This is a genomic window from Brevundimonas sp. UBA6550 (genome assembly GCF_002434505.1).
Taxonomy (GTDB): domain Bacteria; phylum Pseudomonadota; class Alphaproteobacteria; order Caulobacterales; family Caulobacteraceae; genus Brevundimonas.
On sequence record NZ_DJKE01000001.1, the window covers coordinates 404,173 to 425,284 of the forward strand.

Below are 21,112 nucleotides of genomic sequence, written 5' to 3' on the forward strand. Positions count from 1 at the left end.
GACGAAGCATATAGCCACGTAATAGAAATCCGACTTACTATAAGATATCGCCGCAGGTTTCTCGAAGCTGTCGATACGTCGACGTTCCTACCGGTTCCACCGCAGCAAAAGGCCCCGTGTAATGTCTGACAGATCGGTTCGGCCTGGCCCGATAGCCGGCATATGGCTAAGCTTGCTCGGCGTGGTGCTTGTCGCCGCAGCCCTTTTTTTCACCATTGGCGGCGCGCGTCTGCTGATGCTGGGCGGCAGCGCATATTTCCTGATTGCGGGACTGGCGCTGCTGCTTTCAGGCGGGCTGATCGTGGCGCGCAGGCCGGTCGGGGCGCTGATCTTTGGTCTGGTCTACGTCGCAACCGTGGTCTGGGCGGTGTGGGAGGTCGGGTTCACGTTCTGGCCGTTGAATTCGCGCCTGCTGGCCATCACCGTCGGCGCGGTCGCCGTCGCCGTCAGCTATCCGCTGCTGCGCCGGTTTGAAGGGCGCACGCCGATGCGGGCGCCGTCCTTCGCCATCGCTGGTGTTCTGGCCGTGGGCGCTGTCGCCGGCTTTGCGGGCATGTTCGTTCCTCATGCGCCGGTCGCCTTCAAGGGCGCCGTGCCCGACCTGTTTTCAGAGGCTGAGGGCGCCGCAGCGAGCAACTGGTCCGCCTATGGGCACGACGCCGCGAACAGCCGGTTTGTCGGCCTGAACCAGATCAACCGCGACAATGTCAATCAGTTGAAGGTCGCCTGGACCTATCGCACCGGCGACGTCGCCGTCAGCGACGGCAATGGCGCGGAAGACCAGAACACGCCGCTTCAGATCGGCGACACCCTGTACGTCTGCACGCCGCACAACAACGTCATCGCTCTGAACGCCGACACCGGGCGCGAGAAGTGGAAGACGATGATCAACGCCAAAAGCTCCATCTGGCAACGGTGCCGGGGCCTGGCCTATTTCGATGCGGCCGCGCCGCTTCAACAGCCCACGATACCGGGCGCAACGGCGGTTCCGGCGGCCGTGCTTCCTCAGGGCGCCGCATGCCGTCGCCGTCTGTTCGTCAACACCATCGACGCCCGCCTGATCGCCATCGACGCCGACACCGGCGCCCTGTGCCCCGACTTCGGCGCGAATGGCGTGGTGGATCTGAAGGCCGGCATGGGTGCGGCGCCCGATCCGCAATACCAGCTGACGTCCGCGCCCACCCTGGCGGGCACGACCGTCGTGGTCGGCGGTCGTGTGGCCGACAATGTGCAGGTCAACATGCCTGGCGGCGTGATGCGCGGCTTCGACGTCATCACCGGCCAGATGCGCTGGGCCTTCGACCCTGGCAATCCAGGACAAGGCCGTGCCCGCAGCGGGCAAAACCTATGTGCGCTCCACGCCCAACAACTGGGCGGGCATGACCTATGATGCGGCGTCGAACACCGTGTTCGCTCCGATGGGCAGCTCGTCGGTCGATGTCTATGGCGCAACGCGCACGCCGCTCGATCACCGCTATGGCGCCTCGATGCTGGCCATCGACGCCACGACAGGTCAGGAAAAATGGCATTATCAGACCGTCCATAACGACCTGTGGGATTTCGACATCCCGATGGCGCCGACGTTGATCGACTTCCCTGTCGATGGAGCGACGGTTCCCGCGCTGGTGTTCGGCACCAAGGCTGGTCAGATCTATGTGCTGGATCGCGCCACCGGACGCCCGCTGACGGAGGTTGTCGAACAGCCGGTCAAGGCCGCCAACATTCCGGGCGAGCCCTATTCCCTGACCCAGCCCCGCTCGGTCGGAATGCCCCAGATCGGCGCCCAGACGCTGAAGGAAGCGGACATGTGGGGGGCGACGCCGTTCGACCAACTGCTGTGCCGCATCTCTTTCAAGTCAATGCGTTATGAGGGCCTTTACACGGCCCCGGGCACGGACCTTTCGCTCAGCTTCCCCGGGTCTCTGGGCGGCATGAACTGGGGCGGGCTGTCGGTCGATCCCAACAGCCAGACGATCTACGCCAATGATATGCGGCTGGGTCTGTGGTCCAAGATGCTGCCTCAGGCGCCTCAGACCGCTGGTCAGGCCGGATCTGGCGGCGAGGCCGTCAATGCGGGCATGGGCGCCGTGCCGATGAAGGGCACCCCCTACGCGGTCGACAAGAACCGCTTCCTTTCGGCCTTGGGCATTCCCTGCCAGTCGCCGCCCTTCGGCACCCTGACCGCCATCGACATGAAGACCCGCGCCATCAAATGGCAGGTCCCGGTCGGCACGGTTCAGGACACCGGACCGATGGGCATCCGCATGGGCTTGCCGATCCCGGTCGGCATGCCGACGCTGGGGGGCGCCCTGACCACACAGGGCGGCCTGGTCTTCATCGCCGGAACGCAAGACTTCTATCTGCGCGCCTTCAACAGCGGCAACGGCAAGGAGCTATGGAAGGCCCGCCTGCCCGTCGGCAGCCAGGGCGGCCCAATCAGCTATCGCTCGCCCGTCAGCGGCAAACAGTATGTCGTCGTGACGGCTGGCGGCGCCCGTCAGTCGCCGGATCGCGGCGACTATGTGATCGCCTATCGTCTGCCCTGACCCAAAAGGGATCGGGAGGACGTCTTCAGCGATGTCCTCTCGATCCCGTCCGCCAGGTCTCGCCGCACCCTGATCGCCAGCAACGCCGGGCGATTTCGCCGCGGCGCAAGATGGCGCCATGTGCATATCCAACCTCTTCGTCATCGCCCTGACATTTGGCGCGGCCTTGGCTGCCGCGGCGTTCGCCCACAGCGCGACGCCCGCCTCAGTCGGGCAGCGAGCCCAGCAAAGCACGACCCTGACCGGGAATTGGGGCGGCCTCCGCACTCACCTTCAATAAGACAGGGTCACGGTGCGGGGCGACCAGGCGTATCAGCAAACCGACTGGATACGTCATCAAGACCTTCCGTATCAGCGACAGCTTCGGTGAATACAGACAACACCCGATCGTTTTAGGGACAACTCGGATTCTGCTTCGTCCTTTGGCTCGATTGGATCTGTCATGAGCCCCTCCGTTAACCGGAGGCTAGGTCAGCTTGGCAATACAACCAACGCCTCTGTCAAAGCTGCCTAAATAGCGCATCGACATCCGGACGTTCGTAAGGTCAGCTAGGCGTCATAGGCAGACATTCCACCCGGCTGCTCGATCCTGCCTTAGCCTGTTTTTCGCGTCTTAAGTTGGATTCGTGCCAGCCTTAACTTGCACCGACAAAAACTGTCGGGACCACTTAAGACCTGCTCACTCGGAGCCCGCGATCGCTGGGCTTTAGAAGCCTGACCACTTAAGCTGACCACCTAAAAGGTGCTCAAATTCGACCCAAACCACCTAAGACCTGCTCAAAATCATGTTCGACCGCCAAAATGTTTGAGAAAACAGTCGTCGAGCCGTTATCCTGAGCGCGCCAAACGCTGACGAAAAACTCGGACATGGCCGACACGCATCATGCCCGCCCGTCAGCCCACAGATTGGACGGCGCTGACCGCTCTTGTCCCAACCAGGGCTTCAACTGCAAAGCTCCAGCTTCCGAGCAGGCGTAGAATCCTCCCGTCGGGCCATAGGCGTGGGTCATGGCCAAGGCGACCGCCGCACGGGCGCCCCCCTCTGGCGAATGCCCGGCGCCGTTGCCCGTCATATCGGTCGAAGTCAGGCCCGGGTACGGCATTGACCTTTATGCCATCGGCCTCGAGTTCCTTGGCGAACTTGACCGTGAACATGTTCAGCGCCGTCTTCGAGGCGCAATAGCCAGCGAAGCTGACCCCCCAAGGTCTCACCGCGCATGTCGAGCGCCTCGCTGAGCGAAGCCAGGCCGCTGCTCATCATCACGATCCGGCCCGCGTCCGACTTGCGCAGCAGTGGAAGGAAGGCCTGGGTCACCCGCATGACCCCGAAGACATTGGTGTCGAACATCCGTTTGACGTCATCGACCGATTCCTCGGCAGCAGACGTCGGCGGGGCGACCATCAGCCCGGCCTTGTTGACCAGGATATCGAGTTGCTCGCAGCTTTCCGTCGGCAGGGCGGCCGCCTTCGCCACGCTGGCCTCGTCCACCACATCGAGTTGGACCACGCGGGCGTCGATACCGGCACCTGGCAGGGCTCGCGCAGCGCTTTCGCCACGTTGGGCGTCGCGACACCCCAACCAAACGCTATGGCCCCGCGCGCCCAATTGACGGGCGATCGCGAGTCCGATGCCCCTGTTGGCTCCGGTGATGAGCGCCGTACGACGATGGTCGATGGTCACGCTATTTCCTCGCAGTCATGCCCCAAGCCACACATACTACGATTTTCGTATAGTATAATTATCGGACCCTAGAGCCTTCCCCATCAGCTTTACCAACTGCTCTCGCTCGACCTGATCGAGCGCCGCCAGCATGGCGCCGCAGGTGTCGCGGTAGCCGTCGACATAGCGCCGAACGTCTTGTCTCCCTGCCGTGGTCAGCGTCAGAGCCACCGTGCGTCGATTGAACTCCGGGCGCTCCCGCTGAAGCATCTCCCTGCGCACCAGCCGATCCACAGAGGACGACATGGTCGTGAGCGCGACCTGAAGCTCCCGGGCCACGTCGCCCAAGGCGCATCCGGGATGATCGTTGATGAAGAGCAGCGCCTGAATGTCCAATCCGTTCAGGGCATGCTCCATAGCGGCCGTGGCTTCGGAGACCTTGAAGCGACGCATGAAGCGTTCGAGGATATCAGCGAGTTGGGCGGTCTGGTCTATGTCAGTCTTCGTCATGGCGCCGCAGCCATAGGTCCATTGAAAGCTTTTGCACGCACTCCGGCCAGTTATTTTGTGGGGGATGCAAGATGCCAAGCCTGCGCGCCCTGCCGAATTCGAATGCCACGCAGGTCGCGAAGCGCCTTAGCGAAGGCCACAGTGTCACCTGTCTCGAACACACCGTCGACAGACAGATTTCCGACCGCTTCATCGTCGACCACAATCGGGGTTTGGCTGTAGCGGTTCATCTCACCGACGGCTTCACGCAATGGTGTGCGATAGAAGCTGACGCGGCCTTGTCGCCAGTCCTCGACATAGGAGGCACGAGCCGGCGTCGCCGGAGCGACTGGCTGGCCTTTGCGATCGAACCGGATCGCCTGGTCCGCGGTCAGCCGCAGCCTCTTGCCGTCGACATCGTCCTTCCGACCTATAACGACGCTACCTTCCAATAGGTCGATTTCGGCAAAACCCGCATGGCGACGGATGTTGAACCGGGTTCCCGTGACGTGAACGCGCGCCTCATTGATGAAAACGTTGAAGGCCGCGCCGTCCAGATGGGCCACGTCAAAAAAGGCTTCGCCCTGTTCCAGCACCACGTCACGACGGTCACCGTCGACACGGGCGGCGATGCGGGTGGCGGTGTTCAGAGTGACCTCGGACCCGTCCGGCAGGCGGATCGTGCGACGTTCGCCCACGGCGGTCTCGTGGATCACCGGCTGCTGCCGCCACAGGAAGACGCCGCCCATGGCGACGCCGGCGGCCAAGGTCCCGCCGACCATCCAGGCGCGACGGTTCATCCGCACGCCGGGTTCGATCCGAGCGCGATCCTGTTCGAAGTCGGCGACGTCCAGCTGGCCCAGGGCGTCCCAGACGTCGACGATCTGGCCCTGCTCGGCACGCACCGAGGCGGTTTCGCCCGTCTCTTCCTTCAGGCGGTCGGCGACGAAGGCGTCGGCCTCGACGTCGCGCGGGGCGGGACGAAAGGGAATTACTGTTCGAACCATCCACAATCCTTAAGCCTGTGCCGGCAACGTGCAAGGGCGTCGGCCAGCAGGCGCTGGGTCGTCCGCAGCGGGATACGCTGGCGTTCCGAAATCTCGACCAGGGTCAGCCCCTCAATCCGGTGCATCATCAGCACCATTCGCTGTTCCCGCGTCAGGGCGGCGATGGCCCGGCGCAGCAGGTCGGCGTTCTGCTGCCAGCGCAGTTCGTCGAAGGGAGACGGGGCGTCATGGGCCAGGTCGTCCGACATCTCGACGTGACGGTCGCCGCCGCGCCCCATCCGCCGCCGGCGCAGGTCGCGCGCGACGCTGTCGGCGGTCTTGAACACATAGGTGGCGTTGAACTCCGGCGGCGGAACGCCACCCGCCAGCCGTGTCAGGCGTAGATAGATATCCTGCAGGGCGTCCTCGACGTCCGCAGGCGCAAGGAAGCGCGACAGATGTCGACGCAGCCGGTCGTCGAACCGGGCCATCAGCGCGGCCATGATCCCCTCGACCGGATCGGCGGGCTTCCGTGAAGCTGTCATCGATAGGGCGACGCCGTCAAACATCCGAACTCGCGGGGGGCTCTACTGCAAGAGACGCAGCCGCGTCGACAGGCCGCCAAATCAACGGCCGAAATGTCATCAATCCATTGCAGCCCGACCATAGAAGCCGCGCAGTCGCGAGGTTCATTCACGGATCGTCCCCTATGGGCGGTGACGGTCGTCACGCTTACCTACGGTCTATCGCAGGCGGCGCGGCCCTGGTCGCGGCGATCCTGCCGACGACGGCGACGGCGGCTGGTCGCGCCCCCGTCTTCGACGTGCCGGCCCAGCCCCTGGCCTCGGCCCCTGCGCGAGCTGGCGCGGCAGGGGCGGGTGCAGATTCTGTTTCCCGCCGAGCGACTGGAGGGCCGACGCAGCCGCGCCGTGGTCGGCCGGATCGAGGTGACGCACGCCTTCGACCTGGCCCTGAGCGACGCGGGGTTCGAGGCGCGCCGGGTGGACGCCCGCACCTTCGTCATCGTGGCGCGTTCCCGCCGAGCGATCGCGCCCCCCTATCCGCCGCCGACGGCCGAACTGGATCCGATCCTGGTCACGGCGAGGCGGCCCGATCCGAAAGAGATCGAGCGACGTCTGGCCGGCGATCTGGAGGCGGCGACGGCGGTACGCAGCCTGTCACGCGACGACATGGAGCGCGGCGCGGCCCAGAACCTGTCCGAGGCCCTGGGCGACCTGCCGGGCATGACGGTGATCAACACCGGCCGTTCCTTCATCGGCGGCATCGACTCGGCCTCTCGCGGCGAGGGGCTCTACGCCGCCTATCGCGGGCTGAACGCCGAATACAATCTGAGCATGATCAACGGGGTCTCTGTGGCCCAGGGCCTGCCCTATTCGCGCGGGGTGCAACTGAACCTGTTGCCGCCCGACGCCTTCCAGACGGTGGTGGTGCACAAGACCGGCCGGGCCGATTTCGACGGCGACTTCATCGCCGCCGCCTTGGACTTCCAGACGCCGGGGCCGGCGGACCTGTCGCGCACGCCCTGGACCGCCGTGAGCGTCGGCGGCCGGGTCGAGACGCGAGCCCGGGACTATGGCGACGACGGTCTGGGCGAGAATCTCCGCATCGAGCACGGTCTCCGCTTCGGCGCCGAGGATCAGCTGGGCCTCTATTTCGCCGCCGCCCACGAGGATCGCGTCTTCGTCAATTCGGAACTGGCCGGCGTCATGGCGGCCCAGAACGACCGGGGTTGGGCCTATGGGGTGTCAGGTTCGGCGGCGGGCGGACCGGTCGATCCCTCGCGGCCGCAGGACGACCTGGTTCAGACCAGTCTGAGCGTCGGCGTTTCCAGCGGCCGCAGCCGCCTGCAGAATTACGCCCTGGCCCTGCACTGGCGGGCCGCGCCCGGCGTCGATGTTCGACTGAACGCCACCCACGCCCAGGCCCGCACAGAGCAGAACTCCACCTTCAGCCAGGTGGTCAGCGGCGCCCAGTCCCGGATCCCCGACGGCGCGGGCCTGTACCGGCTGTCGGTCGAGGATCTATCGACGCGGGTCTGGTACGAGACCAATCCCGACAACGTCTCCCTGTCCACGACCAGTCTGGCGGCGGATCTGGTAGAAGGGCGCTGGCGCCTGTCGCCCTATCTGTTCGCCAGCCACGGCGAGAGCGCCCGGCCCGACCATCTGGAGGCCTCGGTCTGGGTCGATCAGAACGACGCCTACAACACCGGCCAGACGCCGCGTCCGTTCGGAGGAGTGACGGTGGCCTATCGCGACGGCCTGCCGGTTCCCCAGTGGTCGCAGAGCGTCTTCGACGACCTGAACCAGGCAGGGTCGACCCTGCTGGCCCGCCGCGCCGGACAGCGCACCGAACAGTTCAGCGACCAGACCCGCTACGGCGGCGGCTTTGGTCTGAGCTTCGTTCCCGATCAGGGGCCATGGCGCAGTCTGCGTGTCGGGGCCAAGCTGACGCATAGCGACCGGAGCCTGACCGATCGCAACTGGACCAACGGCTTCTTCGCCGACCTGTACCAGACCCCCGGCCTGACCTGGCAGGATCTGGGCGTGGCGCGCGGAACCTATGCCGAGGTCTTTCCCGGCCTGTACGGCTGGTCGATCCCCAGGATCGACCATGACCGGCTGGAGACTCTGTTCCAGGCGAACCGGACGGACGAGAGTTTCGACACCTGCGGCGCGCTGTTCGTCAACAATCTGAACTGCAACAGCCAGTCGGGACGCGAAACCGTGGAGGCGGCCTACGCCATGGCCACCCACGCTGTCGGCCGCTGGGAGACGCAGTTCGGTCTGCGGCACGAGCGCGCCCGCATCGTCAACCGGTTCTGGATCATGCCCGACATGGGTCAGGCCGAGACCGTCGGCGACTGGGGCGTCAGCCGCAGCGCCTATGACAAATGGCTGCCCAGCGTGAACCTGTCGTGGCGACCGAACGACCGCGGCGTCTGGCGGGCGGCGGTCTGGCGGTCCTACAGCCGCCCCGCCTTCATGCAACTGGGCGGCGGCGCGCGGACCGAGACCCTGGACGGGGTGACGACGATCACGCGGGGCAATCCCGACCTGAAGAGCGCCGACGCCTGGAATCTGGACCTGTCACACCAGACCTGGCTTCCGGGCGGCGGGGCTTTGAGCCTGTCGGCCTACGCCAAGCGGATCGATCATTATCTGTACGAGAGCGGTTCGGGCCTGGGGCTGGGCGTCGATCCGGGTCCCCATCTCGGCGATGGGGTTCGCATCGTCACCCCGCGCAACGGCGGCCGAGGCGATACGCGCGGCCTGGAGGCGGAGTGGTTCCAGCCGCTGGGCGATCCCTTCGACCTGGGCGGCGAGGCGAGCCTGGACGTCAATCTGAGCCGCCAGTGGTCGAAGGTCGATCTGGGGGCCGTGCTGGGACGATCGCAGCCGATGCTGAACGCGCCGGAATGGCTGGGCAACGCCGAACTGGCCTACAGCCGGGGGCGCGCCGCCGCCTATCTGAGCCTGAACTACACCGGCGGCTATCTGTCCGCCTATGACGTGCTGGGGGCCGAAGGCGACTGGGACAATCTGTGGGTCCGGGCCGTGCCCCGTCTGGACGCCCGCGCCCGCTGGCGGTTCGACGCCCGAACGCGGCTGGACGTGACCATGACCAATCTGACCGGGGCATACAGCTACTGGGCCCATGTCGGACGCGACAGCACCGCCCTGTCGGACGTGGTCGATTCCGGCCGACGCATGGTCGTCAGCGTCAGAAGCGTCTTCTAGAGACCGGCGTCCCGCAAGGCGCGTTCGACCGCGTCGTCGCCTTCCGTTTCCGCCAACGTCCTGATCCGATCGGCGCCGAGGACCTCAAGCGCCGGATTGCGCAGCCGAATGCGATAGTCGGCCCCGTTCGCGTCCGGATGACCGAAGCGGGGGGCCAGCCGCGCCAAGGCTGCGTCCGCCGCATGGACCGAGGTCTCGGCGTGAATCCAGTTGTCGTCGGCGGCGTTGCTGATCAGACATTCGCGGGTCGCGACGACCGAGGTGGTCCATTCGGTGCGCGAGATGATCGCCGCCGCCCTCAGCCAGTCCTCGACCTTGCGCCGGTCCTCGCCGACCGGGGCGACATGGGCGCAGGCCTGGGTCAGGATCATGCGGGGCTGCAGGCCGCGCGCCATGGACTCGGCCAGACCCAGAACATGGTGCGCGCCCGCCCCGGCGATGGGGCCTTCGGGCGGCAGGTCTCCGTCGGCGTCGAACAGCAGGACCAGGGCCTTGGCCCAGTCGTGCCAGAGCACCGATCCGACCAGGGCGTCGTGGTCGACCGGGACGCCGCCTTCGGCGGCGTAGAGATCGGCCAGGGCCAGGGCCAGCCGCAGGTTGAACCCCTCATGATCGACAAGGCCGCCGGGCCAGTCGTGGTGCGAACCGGAGTTGCCGCCCGGGGCGACTTCAAAGGCTTGAGGCAGAACCGGGCAGTCGGCGCGCCGGGCCAGGGGCGGGAAGATCGTCTCCCTCTGACGCTCGGCCTCTGCCGCATCGGCCGGCGTGGGCAGCAGTCTTTCGGCGCGCAGCGTCACGAGGATCGCCTGCTCGTCGGCGGCCGTCAGGCCCGTGCGATGCCGGACACAGGGACGGGACTGCAGACCCGACAGGGTCTCCTGCCGCAGATGTTCGTCCGTCAGCCCCTGCGCAGCCGCCCGCAGATCGTCCAGGGCCGCGACCGTGCGGGGCGACTGGGCGGACGCGCTTCCGGCGCCGATCAGGGCGATCCCGAAGGCGAAGACGAACGAACGGATCATGCGGACCTCGAAAAAAGAGGGGCCCGGCGCCAGGGGATCGCGCCGGGCCCGCGCTGACATCAGAAGTCGTACTTCAGCGTCAGCAGGGTGGTGCGACCGGAGTCGACCACGTCCGAGAGGGCCAGGCTGTTGTGGCCGACATGGGCCCAATAGCTGTAGTCCTCGAACAGGTTGGACACCGACAGGTCCAGAACCACGCCGTTGTCGAAGGCGTAGCCGGCGTGCAGGTCGGTGCGGCGGGTCGGCCGGGTCCAGTAGTCCAGACCGGCGACGCGGTTGTAGGCCATGACCGTCTCGCCGGAGTAGTTCCAGTTCAGGTCCAGGGTCAGGTTGCGCCAGGCGTAGTTCAGCTTGACGTTGGCGAGTTCGTCGGGGGCGTTCTGCATCCGGTGCTTCTCGCCGCCGCCGATGTCGACCTCGGTCCACTGGCGGGTGTAGTTCACGCCGGCGCCGAAGCCCGACATCCAGCCCGGCAGCATATCGAAGGCCTGGTACAGCTGGATCTCGATCCCCTTGACGTAGCCGTCGCCGCCGTTGGTCGGCGAGATGATGGTCACGCGGTCGAAGATTTCGCCGTTGTACTCGGTGCCGCCCGAGGTCTGGCTGCCGTTCACCGTGGTCGAGCCGTTGTCGTACAGATAGTCGGACAGTTGCTTGTAATAGGCGCCGACCATGGCGTAGCCGCCGAAGCTGCTGCGCCATTCGCCCGAGGCGTCGAAGTTCCAGGACTTCAGCGTCTCCAGGTCCGGATTGCCGCGCGTGACGGTGATCGAGTTGTCGCCGCGCGAGGTCGTTTCCGACCCGCCCAGTTGCACCAGGGCCGGGCGCATATAGGCGCGGGTGATCGAGGCGCGGTACACGGCCTCATCGGTCGGGCGATAGTTGACGAACAGGCTGGGCAGCCATTCGTTGTACTCGGTCGAGTTGGTCTCGAACCGCTGGGCCTGGGCGTCGTTGTTCCAGTAGGTGTTCTCGATCCGGGTGTTCTCGAAGCGCAGCCCCGGAATGATCTCGACCGCGCCCGCGTTCCACTTGCCGGTGACATAGGCGGCGGCGACGTTCTCGTCGCCCTTCAGCGTGTTGCAGTTCAGGTAGCAGAGGTCGGCAGCAGCGGCGTCCGCGTTGAAATACTGATTGAACAGCTCCATCAGCCGGTCGTGGTTCACCTTGGGCGCCCGGACGTCATAGAGACCCGGATAGGCCGAGTCGAAATAGCCTTCGATCAGACCCAGTTCGTTCCAGGTCACGCCGGGACGGCCCAGCAGATTGGCGAAATGGTCGTTGGTCCAGTCATGGCTGCTGACACGCCGCTGGCTCTGGACATATTTCACGCCGGCCTTGACGTAGGACAGGGCGCCGCTGTCGAAATCGTACTGGGTGTCGAACCTGCCCCCGACCTTTTGCTGGTTCGAGAATTGTTCGGTTAGCTGGCCGGCGCGGCGAGCCAGAAGGGCGCTGCCGGAGTTGTTAAGCAGGTCGCGCTGGGCCTGGGTCAGCAGCGGGATCGCATGGCCGTCCTTGTCGTAACCGACGAACAGGCCGCTATAGGGCAACAGCGAACCGGTGTTGTACTTGTCCGACTGGTTGTTGCGGACCGAGGCTTCGATGTGGTGCGGCCGATCATTGCCGCCGTAGGAGTAGAAGACCGACGGCGAGAAGGTCCAGGCGCCGTGACGCTTCTGCGCCCCGAAGGTCAGGGTGCTGAGGTCGGCGTCCTCGGGGTTGGTCGTGTACCACATCCGTACCGACGAATCCGTCAGGTTCAGGTCATAGAGCCCGGTCGCGGCGTTGAAGACGCGGCTGCGACCCTGGATGATCTGATTGTGGGTGGAGTTCTGCTGGGTGTCGGCGAAGGCGTAGGAGCCGCGCAGATAGACGTCCAGGCTGTCGTCGGGCCGCCAGTCCAGCGAGAAGTTGCCGCCGTAACGTTCGGTGTAGCCGGTCGAGACCCCCAGGTTCAGACCGGTCTGGATCAGGTTGGCCTCCCGATCCATGCCGGCCGGGTTGGTTCCCCCGCCCGAGTTGGTAGCCGAGTGCAGATAGGCCCAGCCGCCGTCGTTCTGCGCCGCCATCAGACCCGAGACCATCGAGTTGGCGAAGTTGCGCTTGTCGTAGAAGGCGCTGACGTACAGACCGAACTCATCGTTCCGCCCGAAACGCTGGGCGAATTCGCCGCTGGCGCCGCCGCCCAGACCGTCCTCGTCATAGTCACGGGCCCGGCTTTCGACCCGGCCGGCGACCGACAGGGAGGCGTAGCCGTCGCGGAAGGTGAAGGCCGACGGGGTGATGAAGTCGATGGTTCCGCCGATGGCGTCGCCGTCCATGTCGGCGGTCGAGTTCTTGTTGACCACGATGGTCTTCAGACCCGACGGCGGCAGCAGAGACAGCTGCACCTGACGCGAATAGGGCATGCCCTGGGCGGCGTTGACGCCGTTGATCAGGGCCAGGGTGAACTCCGAGTTCATGCCACGCACGCCGACGAACATGCCCTCGCCGCGCGAGGCGCCTTCGACGCCGCCGAAGAAGGAGTTGCCGGTGTTCTGCACGCTGATGCCCGGCAGCAGAGCCAGAGCTTCGGCGACGTTGTGGACCGCCGTGTGTTCCAGATCCTCCGCCGACATGACGCTGACGGCGTTGTCGCTGCGCATCTGGGTGCGCATGGCGTCGTTGCGCGTGCCGACGACGACGATCTCGCTGACGTTCGTTGTGTCGCCAGCGGCAGCCGCCTGATCCTGAGCGGCGGCCTGCGCTGCGCCGAACACCGAAAGAAGCGCCATCGAAGACGCGAGAAGTCTGGTTTTGAACGAAAGAATCTTCATCGACCGCAGTCCCTGAACCGGAGCTGAGATATGCCCCCAAGTCCAAGGACGCGGCCCGCCGTTCGACGCGCCGAAACTTTATGAATGCTTCATAATTCAGAGCCCGACGCCTGGGCTCCCAGAGGCCCCGATACGCTAACGACCCTGTCGGCTTCATCCCGGTTGCTGGTGACCACAATCCGATAGGTCGCACCGCCCGGCGCGACACGGACCACCACATGGCCATCGCGGCTGGCCAGACGCCCCGTGAGCCATGGCATGGTCAGATCGGTCGTCTCGTCCAGGGCCGTGGCGAACACGTCTCTCGGACCGGGGTAGAGGCGCGGATTGAACACGCGATCCAACGTGCTGGGGCTGGGGTGCAGCGCATGCCAGGCCGACACGATCCAGGCTCTCGGCTGAAGGGCTCTGACCGCCTCCGCCCCCGTGGCGTCGAACATGCCGTGGTGCGGGGCGACCGCCACGTCCACTCGACCGCAAGCGCGGGCTGCGGCCGTCTCCACGTCCCGCCAGGGCAGGACGCCGTCGAACGTCGAACTCGTCAGGTCACCTGCGGCGAAATAGCCGAACGCGCCATAGGACACACGAACGGCTGCAGACCAGACATTCTCCTCTGGCATATCCGCCGCCGACAAGGACGCCATGTCCGGGAAGACCGGTCGGCTGGTCTCGCCCTCGCCGCTCCACACCTGCCCATTGACCGCCAGATTGCGGATCGAGAATTCAGGAAAGGCGGTGGACGCGGGATCGCGCCGGAATTGGTTTAGCGTCCCGGCCGTGAATCGCTCGACCGCCAGGCCTTGCGCGACACGCGCCCGCACGAAGGCCTCGTAATTCTGCTGGAAAGGCAACGCGATCGGACGCGGCAGATCGTAGGACGGATAAGCCCGATCGATCAGCCGACTTATCGGCGTGATGGCGTCGACATCGGTGACTCCGGAAAGACGATAGTCGCCGCCCGCCGCATGGGGCGTCGTTTCATCGACGTCGCCGATGTGATCCGGGTGTTGGTGGGTGGCCAGAAAGACGTCGAGCGCGCTCGCGCCTGTGTCGCGCAGCCGCCGCTGGGCGTAGCGTCCGATCCATTCGCCGGGACGGCGGCTCTCGTCCGGCCGCGTGGTCAGGGCCGGCGGCGACGGCGTCAGCGAGGCCCCGGCGTCGATCATCACGGTCGAGCCGTCCGGGCCGACGATCAGGGTTGAGTCTCCGCGTCCGGTAGAGATGTGGTGGATGTCCAGCATCCCCGGTCGCCAGGGACGCAGCGGCTGGCCGACGACATCGCCGTCGTCGGTCGCCGCCCGGACCGCGCCGCCCCTCGCGCCGACCGCCAGCGAGGCGGCGCCCAGCAACAGGGTGCGGCGCGACCAGCCCATGGTCAGAACCGCGCCGACAGGGTGACGCCCCAGGTGCGCGGCTCGCCCAGATATTCGGCCAGGACGCCCTGGGTCGAATTGGTCAGGACATAGTCCTTGTCGGTCAGGTTCCGAACCCAGGCCGCGGCCCGCCAGGCGCGGTCGGCAGGCTCGTAGCCGACCATTAGATTGGCCAGCGAATAGGCGTCGATCTGCAGGTTGGGATCGGCGGCCGCGCCGGTGTTGTAGGTGTCGGTATAGGCCCAGCTGGCGGAACCGATCAGATAGCCCGCCTCGCCCAGGGGCAAATCCAGATCGGCGGCCAGAGACGCCTTGTTCTCGGGCGACGAGCCCAGGGCGTTGCCGGTGTAGGTCGCGCCGCCGGGGATGACGAAGGAGTCATAGACCGTGTCCAGATAGCCGTAGGTCGCTGTCAGCCCCAGCCATCCGGTCGGCCGATAGGCGACCTCCAGCTCCGCCCCCTTGATGGTCGCCTCGCCGGCGTTGGTGATGGTCAGGATCCGGGTCAAGTTGTTGAAGAAGAGCTCCTGCTTGTCCTGATAGTCCATCTGGAAGACCGCGGCGTTCACCCGCAGGCGGCGCTCCAGCCATTCGGACTTCACCCCCAACTCGTAGTTGGTCACCGTCTCTGGATCGAAGGGCGTGGTCAGGGCGGCCAGGGCGGCGGCGTCGGTATTGAACCCGCCGGCGGTATAGCCGCGCGTGACGCTGGCGTAGGCGTGAAAGTCCTGGGTCGGCGACCAGGTCAGGACCGCGCGCGGCGTGACCTCGCTCCAGTCCGCCTTCAGGTCTCGCGCGACGAAATTGCCTGCGGCGCTGATCGCGTCGACGCGGTTCAGCGAGGCCGTCTTCTCGTCGCGGGTCCAGCGGGCGCCCAGGGTCAGATCCAGATGGGCCGGCAGGTGCAGGGATCCGTCGGCGAAGACCGCATAGCTGAGGGTGTCCACCGCCTGATCGGTCAGGACGTTCGACGTGACCCGTCCCGTCCCGGCGGCCAGATTGCGCACCGTCAGCTGACGCTTGGCCTCCTCGTCGGCGTAATAGAGGCCCGCAACGAAATCGCCCCAGCTCCATTTCGGACTGACGTAGCGGACTTCCTGCGACAGAACGCCGACCTGATCGACGTCGCGGTTCACCGTCTGGCTGCCCGTGGTCAGGAACTGGTAGCCGGCGCCGACGCCGGAATAGTCTTCCCCGGACTGGGAGCCGCGATAGCCGGTGATCGAGATCAGCTGGCCGATCGGCAGGGTCAAGTACAGGCGCGCCGAGACGCCGCCCTGGTTCCGGTCGAAGGCCTGATCGAAGCCCAGTTCGGAGGTGCGACGATCCCCGTCGTCGCCCAGGGCCCTGGACGACAGCGTGCGGCCGCCGTTGTGGTCGTCGCTATAGTCGGCGCCGAGCAGAATCTCCAGATCGTCCGTGGCCCGCAGGCGGAACTGACCGCGCAGGCTGCGGCTGTCCAGATCGTCCTGCTCGCGCCCCGTCAGCCGGTCATGGCCGAAGCCGTCGCGGGTCTTGATCGAGGCGGCCAGGCGCACCGCCGCCTGTTCGCCCAGGGGCGCATCGACGAAGCCGTCGAACTGGCGCAGATCGTACGAGCCTGCCGAGAGACGGGCCGAGCCGCCCAGATCGCCATAGACGGGCTTGCCGGTGTCCAGCACCACGGCGCCGCCGGTGACGTTGCGACCGAACAGGGTGCCCTGCGGCCCCTTCAGCACCTGGATGGAGTTGAGGCCGTAAAGCTCGAAGGTCGCGGCGCTGTTGCGCGGGATGAACAGGTCGTCGACGACCACGGCGACCGGCTTGTTGGCGCCGATCTGGCTGAAGGTGTTGGTCGCGCCGCGCACGGCGATGGTCGGGCTGCTCTGGTTGAAGGACGAGACCAGCAGACCCGGCGTCAGGCGCGACACGTCGCGCAGCGTCTCCAGCTGATGCCGTTCCAGCGTCGCGCCGGAGAAGGCCGTCAGGGCGATGGGCACCTCCTGGGCGCGCTGGTCGCGCTTCTGGGCGGTTACGACGACGTCCTCGACGGCGGCCGGCGCGGCTGGGGGGCCTTGAAACCCAGGCGCCGCGCGACGCAGGACGATGACCCCGTCGGCGTCCGAGGCGACCTCCAGACCGGCGTCCTGGATCAGTCGGCTGAGAACGGCCCGCGCCTCCATGCGTCCCGAGACGGCGGTGCTGCGCAGACCCGCCATGACATCGGCCGGGGCCACGATCTGCAGACCGGACTGACGCCCGAAACGCGAGATGGCGGCGCTCAGGTCCTGCGCCGGAATGTCGAAGTTGCGCTCCTGTGCGACCGCCGGAAGCGCGAGCACGATCGCGGCTGCGGCGACGCCGCAACCCAGCCAAGGTTTGATGGACATGTCGATGATCCCAAGCGCGCCGGTCCCCATACGCCGGCTTCCAGGACTAGAGGCGGGCGACGGGATTTTCCCCCATGCGTCCGCCGGAAAAATTTCAACGCCCGCCGACGCGGCCGATCCGCACGCCGGTCGCCGTCGGGGTCGTCTCCAGCCCCAGGCTCATGGCCGCAGCCGTCGCAAACCCCTTGGGGTCGCTGAGATTATAGACGCCCGCCACCTTCATCCGGGCCACTTCGGGATCGTCGATCAGGATAGGCCGGTCCGCGTAACGACCGAACTCTGCAGCCGCCTGTCCCAGGGTCAGGCCGGTGAGATCCAGTCGCCCTTCCCGCCAGGCCATGCCCCGTTCGATGGTCTCGAGCGCGAGGCGCTCGGTCGCGACCGCGCCGTCGGCTGCGACACTCTGTCGATCCCCGGCCTGCAACCGGATCGCCGGCCCGTCGCCGCGACGAACCTCCACCACGCCCTCACGCACCGCCACGTCGACGCGGCCGTCGTCGCGCAGGCGTACGGTGAAACTGGTGCCCACGGCGCGCACCCGCACGGCGTCGGCCACGACGACGAAAGGCCGCGACGGATCCTTTGCCACGTCGAACAAAGCCTCTCCGCGCGACAGCAGGATGCGCCGCTCGTTCCGGCCCAGTTCCGGCCGAACTACCGTATCGGTGTTGAGCGTGATCGCCGAACCCTCGGCGAGAGACACACGCCTGACATCCCCCAAGCGGGTGACGATCCTTTCCCGATGCTGCAGCACCCCATAGCCGACCGCGCCGACCAGGCTGGCCGCCAGCAGGGCGCCGCCGCCCGTCATGATCGCGCGCCGCCCCATCGTCCGACGCGGCGGGCGATAGTCGGCGCCCAGGGCCGAGACGCGGTTCAGATAGGCGTTGGCGGCCAGGGCGCGGGCATAGGCTCCGGCCCGGCGCGCATCCACGGCCGCCCAGGCGTCCAGAGCGGCCTGATCCTCGGCGGACAGGGGACCGCGGTCCGCCTTCGCCGCCCAGGCCAGGGCCGCCGCCTCAATCGCGGCGGCGCTCTCGCGCAGTTCGGTCGGGGGCGTGCTGGTCAGCCTCATGGTTCCTAGATGCATCGACCCGCCAGCTTCCGCCACGTCCGATCTTCGCGGTCAAGATTCCGAGCGCCTTGCCGATATGTTTCTCGACCGTGCTTTCCGACAGGCCGAGGCGCTGGGCGACCTCGCGCTGGGACAGGCCCTGGATCTTCCGCAGGGTGAAGACCTCGCGACACTTCGGCGGCAGAGCCGCGATCAGGGCGGCGACCCGTCCCAGCTCCTGCCGATCCGCCGCCGCCTGCTCCGGGCTGGGCGCGTCCGACGGCGCCTGCAGGCCGTCCACGGCCTCGGCCAGGGCGTCCAGACTGATCACTCGCGAACGGCGCAGCGACCGATAGACGACCGTCTTGGCGACTTCGAACATATAGGTGCGCGGATTGCGGATATGATCGACGCGCTCCAGACCGGCCAGAACGGCGTAGGTCTCCTGAACGATGTCGTCGACTTCCATTCCCGCCAGCGCGCGGCGCGAAAGCCAGGCGCGCAGTTCGGCCTCATTGGGAAAGACCCACTGGCCCAGCCAGATCGCGCGCTCCGTGGAAACCAGCCCCATCGGCGCGCGATAGCAGGCGGCTGTGACGATCCGCTGACATCGGGACGCACCCGGACAGGCTTTCTGAACGAGGCCATACGTCTTTCGTCGAATGCAGGCGAAGTGCTTCAGCAGGCCGTTCACCAGTCCATGGCCGCCGCCATGGCTCTTGGGCACGATGTGGTCGTAAGTCGGATATTCGGGCCGGTCACGTGGAAGACCGCGCTTCAGGCCCATGGGCTGTCCGCACCCAGCGCAACGACCGCCCTGCGCCCAATGCAATATTTGGCGTTGTCGAACGCGACGCTGCGCTTCTTTGGACATGGCCCAACCGATACATTTGCACGTTCTGCGCGACGGGGTGGTTGGTCGGCCATACCTGCCGAGGAGCGGACATTCCGAACATCAGCTAGGAGTCATAGGCAGACATTCCACCCCGACTGCTCGATCTCGCCTTAGCTTGTCTTTCGCGTCTTAAGTTGGATTCGTGCCAACCTTAACTTGCAGGGACAGTGAGGTGGCGACCCCGGAGGGACTCCAACCCCCGACCTCGGCTTTAGGAATCGCTCAGCGGTTGTATTTGGTGAGTTTCACGCCGTTTCATGCGGCTCAGAAAGCTTGCATATTCCACAATATACTTGTTTTCGTGGTTTCATAACGTACCCTCCAGTTGCGTCGCTCTGTGTCCCCAAGGGGTCCCAAATCTGGAGGCCGGTATGACCACCGTCACGTTGACGGATCGATACTTAAACAGTCTGAAACCTCTGTCCAGACAGCGGATAGAGATCTCGGACGCCGGGTGCCCTGGGTTGGCGCTGCGCGCCAGCAACAAGAGCGCCAAGGTTTGGCTTCTGCGATATCGAGGACACGACGGACGACACGCTCGCCATCGTCTGGGCGAGTACCCTGCGCTGACGTTGAAGGCGGCGCGTCTTGAGGCGGGTCGTCTTCGGGAGCTGATCGCTAACGGCGGCGATCCGCTTCACGAAAGGCGGCAGGCCAAGGAACAAGCTCGACAGGATGCTGTAGCCACGTTCGGCAAGCTCATCGAGGCCTATTGGACGGCCTGCGAGACCGGCGGCAACCCAAGCGAAAGCGAAAACGCGCGAGCACCCTCGCCTATGAAAAGCGTCTCGCCGAACGCCATATCCAACCCGTACTCTACGATCTGCCGTTGACCGCAATAAAACGCTCCACGGTGAAGTCGCTGCTCAGAGAGATGGTCCGCGAGGGCATCACCGCCCAGACAAACCGGGTTCAGGCCGTCATTCGGCAGGCCTACAATTTCGGCATCGGTGAGGAGTTGGTGGAAATCAATCCCGCCACGGGCTTTCCCGCATTCCACGCCCAGAAACCCCGGCTGAGAATCTGGAAAGATCATGAACTGCGCCTGCTCTGGAGGGCTCTGACCGAGCCGGAGCCTCCGAAGGCGATCAAGTCGGACGAAATCTTTGTAGGACCGCAGGTCCGTATTGCGCTCCAACTCTCCATGCTGCTGCTCCAGCGCCGAACGGAGATCGTAGGGATGGACCTGGCAGAGCTCGATCTCGATCAGGGTCTCTGGATGATCGATCCACGTCGAATGAAGTCGGGCCGCCCACATCAGGTGCCGCTCCCGCCACACTCCGTCGAACTGATCCGCAGGGCCATCACGCTTTCCGGTCTGCCAGCGGACCGAATGTCGGGACCCGTCTTCCACGACCCCCGCGACACCACCAAGCCGATGAAGCCGGCCGCCCTCACGCGTGCCATGGGTCGATTGAGAGAGCTGATCGGCGTGGAAGACCTGACCGTTCACGACCTGCGCCGCACCGGCTCGACTGCGCTGACGAGCGAGCGTCTGCGCGTCTCTCCGCTGATCCGATCGAAGGTGCTCGGTCATAGCTCCGACACCGGCGGCGGCGCGCAGGTTTCCAGCGCCCACTATGACGTCAACGAATATATGGTCGACAAACGCTCCGCCCTGAAGGGATGGGAAGCGCTGCTGCTGAAGATCGTCAGCTATGACACCCCTACCGCTTCGCAACCCCGTCAGACCGGCGTCATTCGTGCAGCCATGTTCGGGCTGGAAGCCGCAAACGATCCCTGGCCGCTTACCTCCACCAGCCACCGAGGCTGACGGCAAGGCAGGTCCGGGCCTGCCGTTTTCGAGGCCTCAACGCGCATTAAGCACGCTTTCCAACCGTGGGTTAAGTCGGCGGCGCCAATGTCGGATCTCATTGGAGGTTCACCGATGGACCAACGGGGTCGCCTTGTCGCGGTGATGAGGAACTGGATGGTGCGAAACAGGACCAAGATCTTCGATCTCGGCTTCATCTTCGTGCTGATCGCCGCAGCCTGCGTCGTCGTCTTCGAGATCGATATTTTCGGCGGCGAACTGCGGATCTCGCGCGCCAAACTGGATCTCGAGCTCAATGAGCTGATGGGACTGGTCGCCGTCGTTACGGCCTGTTCTCTGTTCTACACTTGGCGACGCGCGCGCGAAC

The 21,112-nt window shown here is 65.8% G+C and carries 16 protein-coding genes; 5 read left to right on the forward strand and 11 right to left on the reverse strand.

The window, feature by feature from the left end:
- Positions 1-121 precede the first annotated feature (121 nt).
- Positions 122-1,390: a hypothetical protein gene (locus B3Z70_RS01985; RefSeq protein ID WP_292044509.1), complete on the forward strand. Its 1,269-nt coding sequence runs from the start codon at positions 122-124 to the stop codon at positions 1,388-1,390.
- Entirely contained in the window at positions 1,326-2,546 is a 1,221-nt protein-coding gene (locus B3Z70_RS01990; protein WP_292019606.1) for a PQQ-binding-like beta-propeller repeat protein, read from the forward strand. Before B3Z70_RS01985 ends, B3Z70_RS01990 begins: the two co-directional genes overlap by 65 nt.
- A gap of 894 nt (positions 2,547-3,440) precedes the next feature.
- On the opposite strand, the gene B3Z70_RS17235 is transcribed toward B3Z70_RS01990, so the two are convergent.
- The 5 genes from B3Z70_RS17235 to B3Z70_RS02010 form a co-directional block, all read right to left on the reverse strand.
- The gene (locus tag B3Z70_RS17235) at positions 3,441-3,701 is read right to left on the reverse strand and encodes a hypothetical protein (protein ID WP_409410502.1); all 261 of its coding nucleotides are present in this window, start codon (positions 3,699-3,701) and stop codon (positions 3,441-3,443) included.
- Entirely contained in the window at positions 3,631-4,227 is a 597-nt protein-coding gene (locus B3Z70_RS01995; protein ID WP_292019604.1) for an SDR family NAD(P)-dependent oxidoreductase, read from the reverse strand. Before B3Z70_RS01995 ends, B3Z70_RS17235 begins: the two co-directional genes overlap by 71 nt.
- A gap of 36 nt (positions 4,228-4,263) precedes the next feature.
- The gene (locus tag B3Z70_RS02000; protein WP_292019602.1) at positions 4,264-4,716 is read right to left on the reverse strand and encodes a MarR family winged helix-turn-helix transcriptional regulator; all 453 of its coding nucleotides are present in this window, start codon (positions 4,714-4,716) and stop codon (positions 4,264-4,266) included.
- 50 nt (positions 4,717-4,766) lie between these two features.
- Complete coding sequence (locus B3Z70_RS02005) at positions 4,767-5,600, reverse strand: FecR family protein (protein WP_292019601.1); 834 nt, start codon at positions 5,598-5,600, stop codon at positions 4,767-4,769.
- Between the two features lie 86 nt (positions 5,601-5,686).
- On the reverse strand, positions 5,687-6,226 hold the full coding sequence (locus B3Z70_RS02010; protein WP_292019599.1) for an RNA polymerase sigma factor: 540 nt from the start codon (positions 6,224-6,226) through the stop codon (positions 5,687-5,689).
- A 333-nt stretch (positions 6,227-6,559) separates the two neighbouring features.
- On the opposite strand from B3Z70_RS02010, the gene B3Z70_RS02015 reads away from it, so the two are divergent.
- A complete protein-coding gene (locus B3Z70_RS02015; protein WP_292044510.1) occupies positions 6,560-9,442 on the forward strand; it encodes a TonB-dependent receptor in 2,883 nt (960 codons plus the stop codon).
- On the opposite strand, the gene B3Z70_RS02020 is transcribed toward B3Z70_RS02015, so the two are convergent.
- The 6 genes from B3Z70_RS02020 to B3Z70_RS02045 form a co-directional block, all read right to left on the reverse strand.
- Positions 9,439-10,461: a hypothetical protein gene (locus tag B3Z70_RS02020; protein WP_292022754.1), complete on the reverse strand. Its 1,023-nt coding sequence runs from the start codon at positions 10,459-10,461 to the stop codon at positions 9,439-9,441. The two genes, B3Z70_RS02015 and B3Z70_RS02020, sit on opposite strands and share 4 nt — an antisense overlap.
- A 59-nt stretch (positions 10,462-10,520) precedes the next feature.
- Positions 10,521-13,238 (reverse strand): TonB-dependent receptor, encoded by a 2,718-nt coding sequence (locus B3Z70_RS02025; protein ID WP_292022752.1) that lies wholly within the window; start codon positions 13,236-13,238, stop codon positions 10,521-10,523.
- A 131-nt stretch (positions 13,239-13,369) separates the two neighbouring features.
- On the reverse strand, positions 13,370-14,653 hold the full coding sequence (locus B3Z70_RS02030) for a ComEC/Rec2 family competence protein (RefSeq protein WP_292044512.1): 1,284 nt from the start codon (positions 14,651-14,653) through the stop codon (positions 13,370-13,372).
- A 2-nt stretch (positions 14,654-14,655) separates the two neighbouring features.
- Positions 14,656-17,022, reverse strand: a complete 2,367-nt coding sequence (locus B3Z70_RS02035) for a TonB-dependent receptor domain-containing protein (RefSeq protein ID WP_292020697.1) — start codon at positions 17,020-17,022, stop codon at positions 14,656-14,658.
- A 94-nt stretch (positions 17,023-17,116) separates the two neighbouring features.
- The gene (locus B3Z70_RS02040) at positions 17,117-18,097 is read right to left on the reverse strand and encodes a FecR family protein (RefSeq protein ID WP_292020694.1); all 981 of its coding nucleotides are present in this window, start codon (positions 18,095-18,097) and stop codon (positions 17,117-17,119) included.
- Positions 18,042-18,863: an RNA polymerase sigma factor gene (locus B3Z70_RS02045; protein WP_292020692.1), complete on the reverse strand. Its 822-nt coding sequence runs from the start codon at positions 18,861-18,863 to the stop codon at positions 18,042-18,044. Before B3Z70_RS02045 ends, B3Z70_RS02040 begins: the two co-directional genes overlap by 56 nt.
- A gap of 479 nt (positions 18,864-19,342) precedes the next feature.
- Between B3Z70_RS02045 and B3Z70_RS02050 the strand changes: the two genes are divergently transcribed.
- Together B3Z70_RS02050 and B3Z70_RS02055 are read left to right on the forward strand one after the other, a co-directional pair.
- A complete protein-coding gene (locus tag B3Z70_RS02050; protein ID WP_292020690.1) occupies positions 19,343-19,804 on the forward strand; it encodes an Arm DNA-binding domain-containing protein in 462 nt (153 codons plus the stop codon).
- Positions 19,774-20,745, forward strand: coding sequence for a tyrosine-type recombinase/integrase (locus B3Z70_RS02055; protein ID WP_409514368.1), 972 nt, complete (start codon positions 19,774-19,776; stop codon positions 20,743-20,745). Before B3Z70_RS02050 ends, B3Z70_RS02055 begins: the two co-directional genes overlap by 31 nt.
- Positions 20,746-21,112: the final 367 nt, after the last annotated feature.

Excerpts from the sequence above, each read along its gene's own strand:
- B3Z70_RS01985 (WP_292044509.1), top strand. The coding sequence starts at position 122 with ATGTCTGACAGATCGGTTCGGCCTGGCCCGATAGCCGGCATATGGCTA.
- B3Z70_RS02025 (WP_292022752.1), bottom strand. The coding sequence starts at position 13,238 with ATGGCGCTTCTTTCGGTGTTCGGCGCAGCGCAGGCCGCCGCTCAGGAT.
- B3Z70_RS02030 (WP_292044512.1), bottom strand. The coding sequence starts at position 14,653 with ATGGGCTGGTCGCGCCGCACCCTGTTGCTGGGCGCCGCCTCGCTGGCG.
- B3Z70_RS02000 (WP_292019602.1), bottom strand. The coding sequence starts at position 4,716 with ATGACGAAGACTGACATAGACCAGACCGCCCAACTCGCTGATATCCTC.
- B3Z70_RS02050 (WP_292020690.1), top strand. The coding sequence starts at position 19,343 with ATGACCACCGTCACGTTGACGGATCGATACTTAAACAGTCTGAAACCT.
- B3Z70_RS02040 (WP_292020694.1), bottom strand. The coding sequence starts at position 18,097 with ATGAGGCTGACCAGCACGCCCCCGACCGAACTGCGCGAGAGCGCCGCC.
- B3Z70_RS17235 (WP_409410502.1), bottom strand. The coding sequence starts at position 3,701 with ATGTTCACGGTCAAGTTCGCCAAGGAACTCGAGGCCGATGGCATAAAG.
- B3Z70_RS02045 (WP_292020692.1), bottom strand. The coding sequence starts at position 18,863 with ATGGGCCTGAAGCGCGGTCTTCCACGTGACCGGCCCGAATATCCGACT.
- B3Z70_RS02010 (WP_292019599.1), bottom strand. The coding sequence starts at position 6,226 with ATGACAGCTTCACGGAAGCCCGCCGATCCGGTCGAGGGGATCATGGCC.
- B3Z70_RS02020 (WP_292022754.1), bottom strand. The coding sequence starts at position 10,461 with ATGATCCGTTCGTTCGTCTTCGCCTTCGGGATCGCCCTGATCGGCGCC.
- B3Z70_RS02035 (WP_292020697.1), bottom strand. The coding sequence starts at position 17,022 with ATGTCCATCAAACCTTGGCTGGGTTGCGGCGTCGCCGCAGCCGCGATC.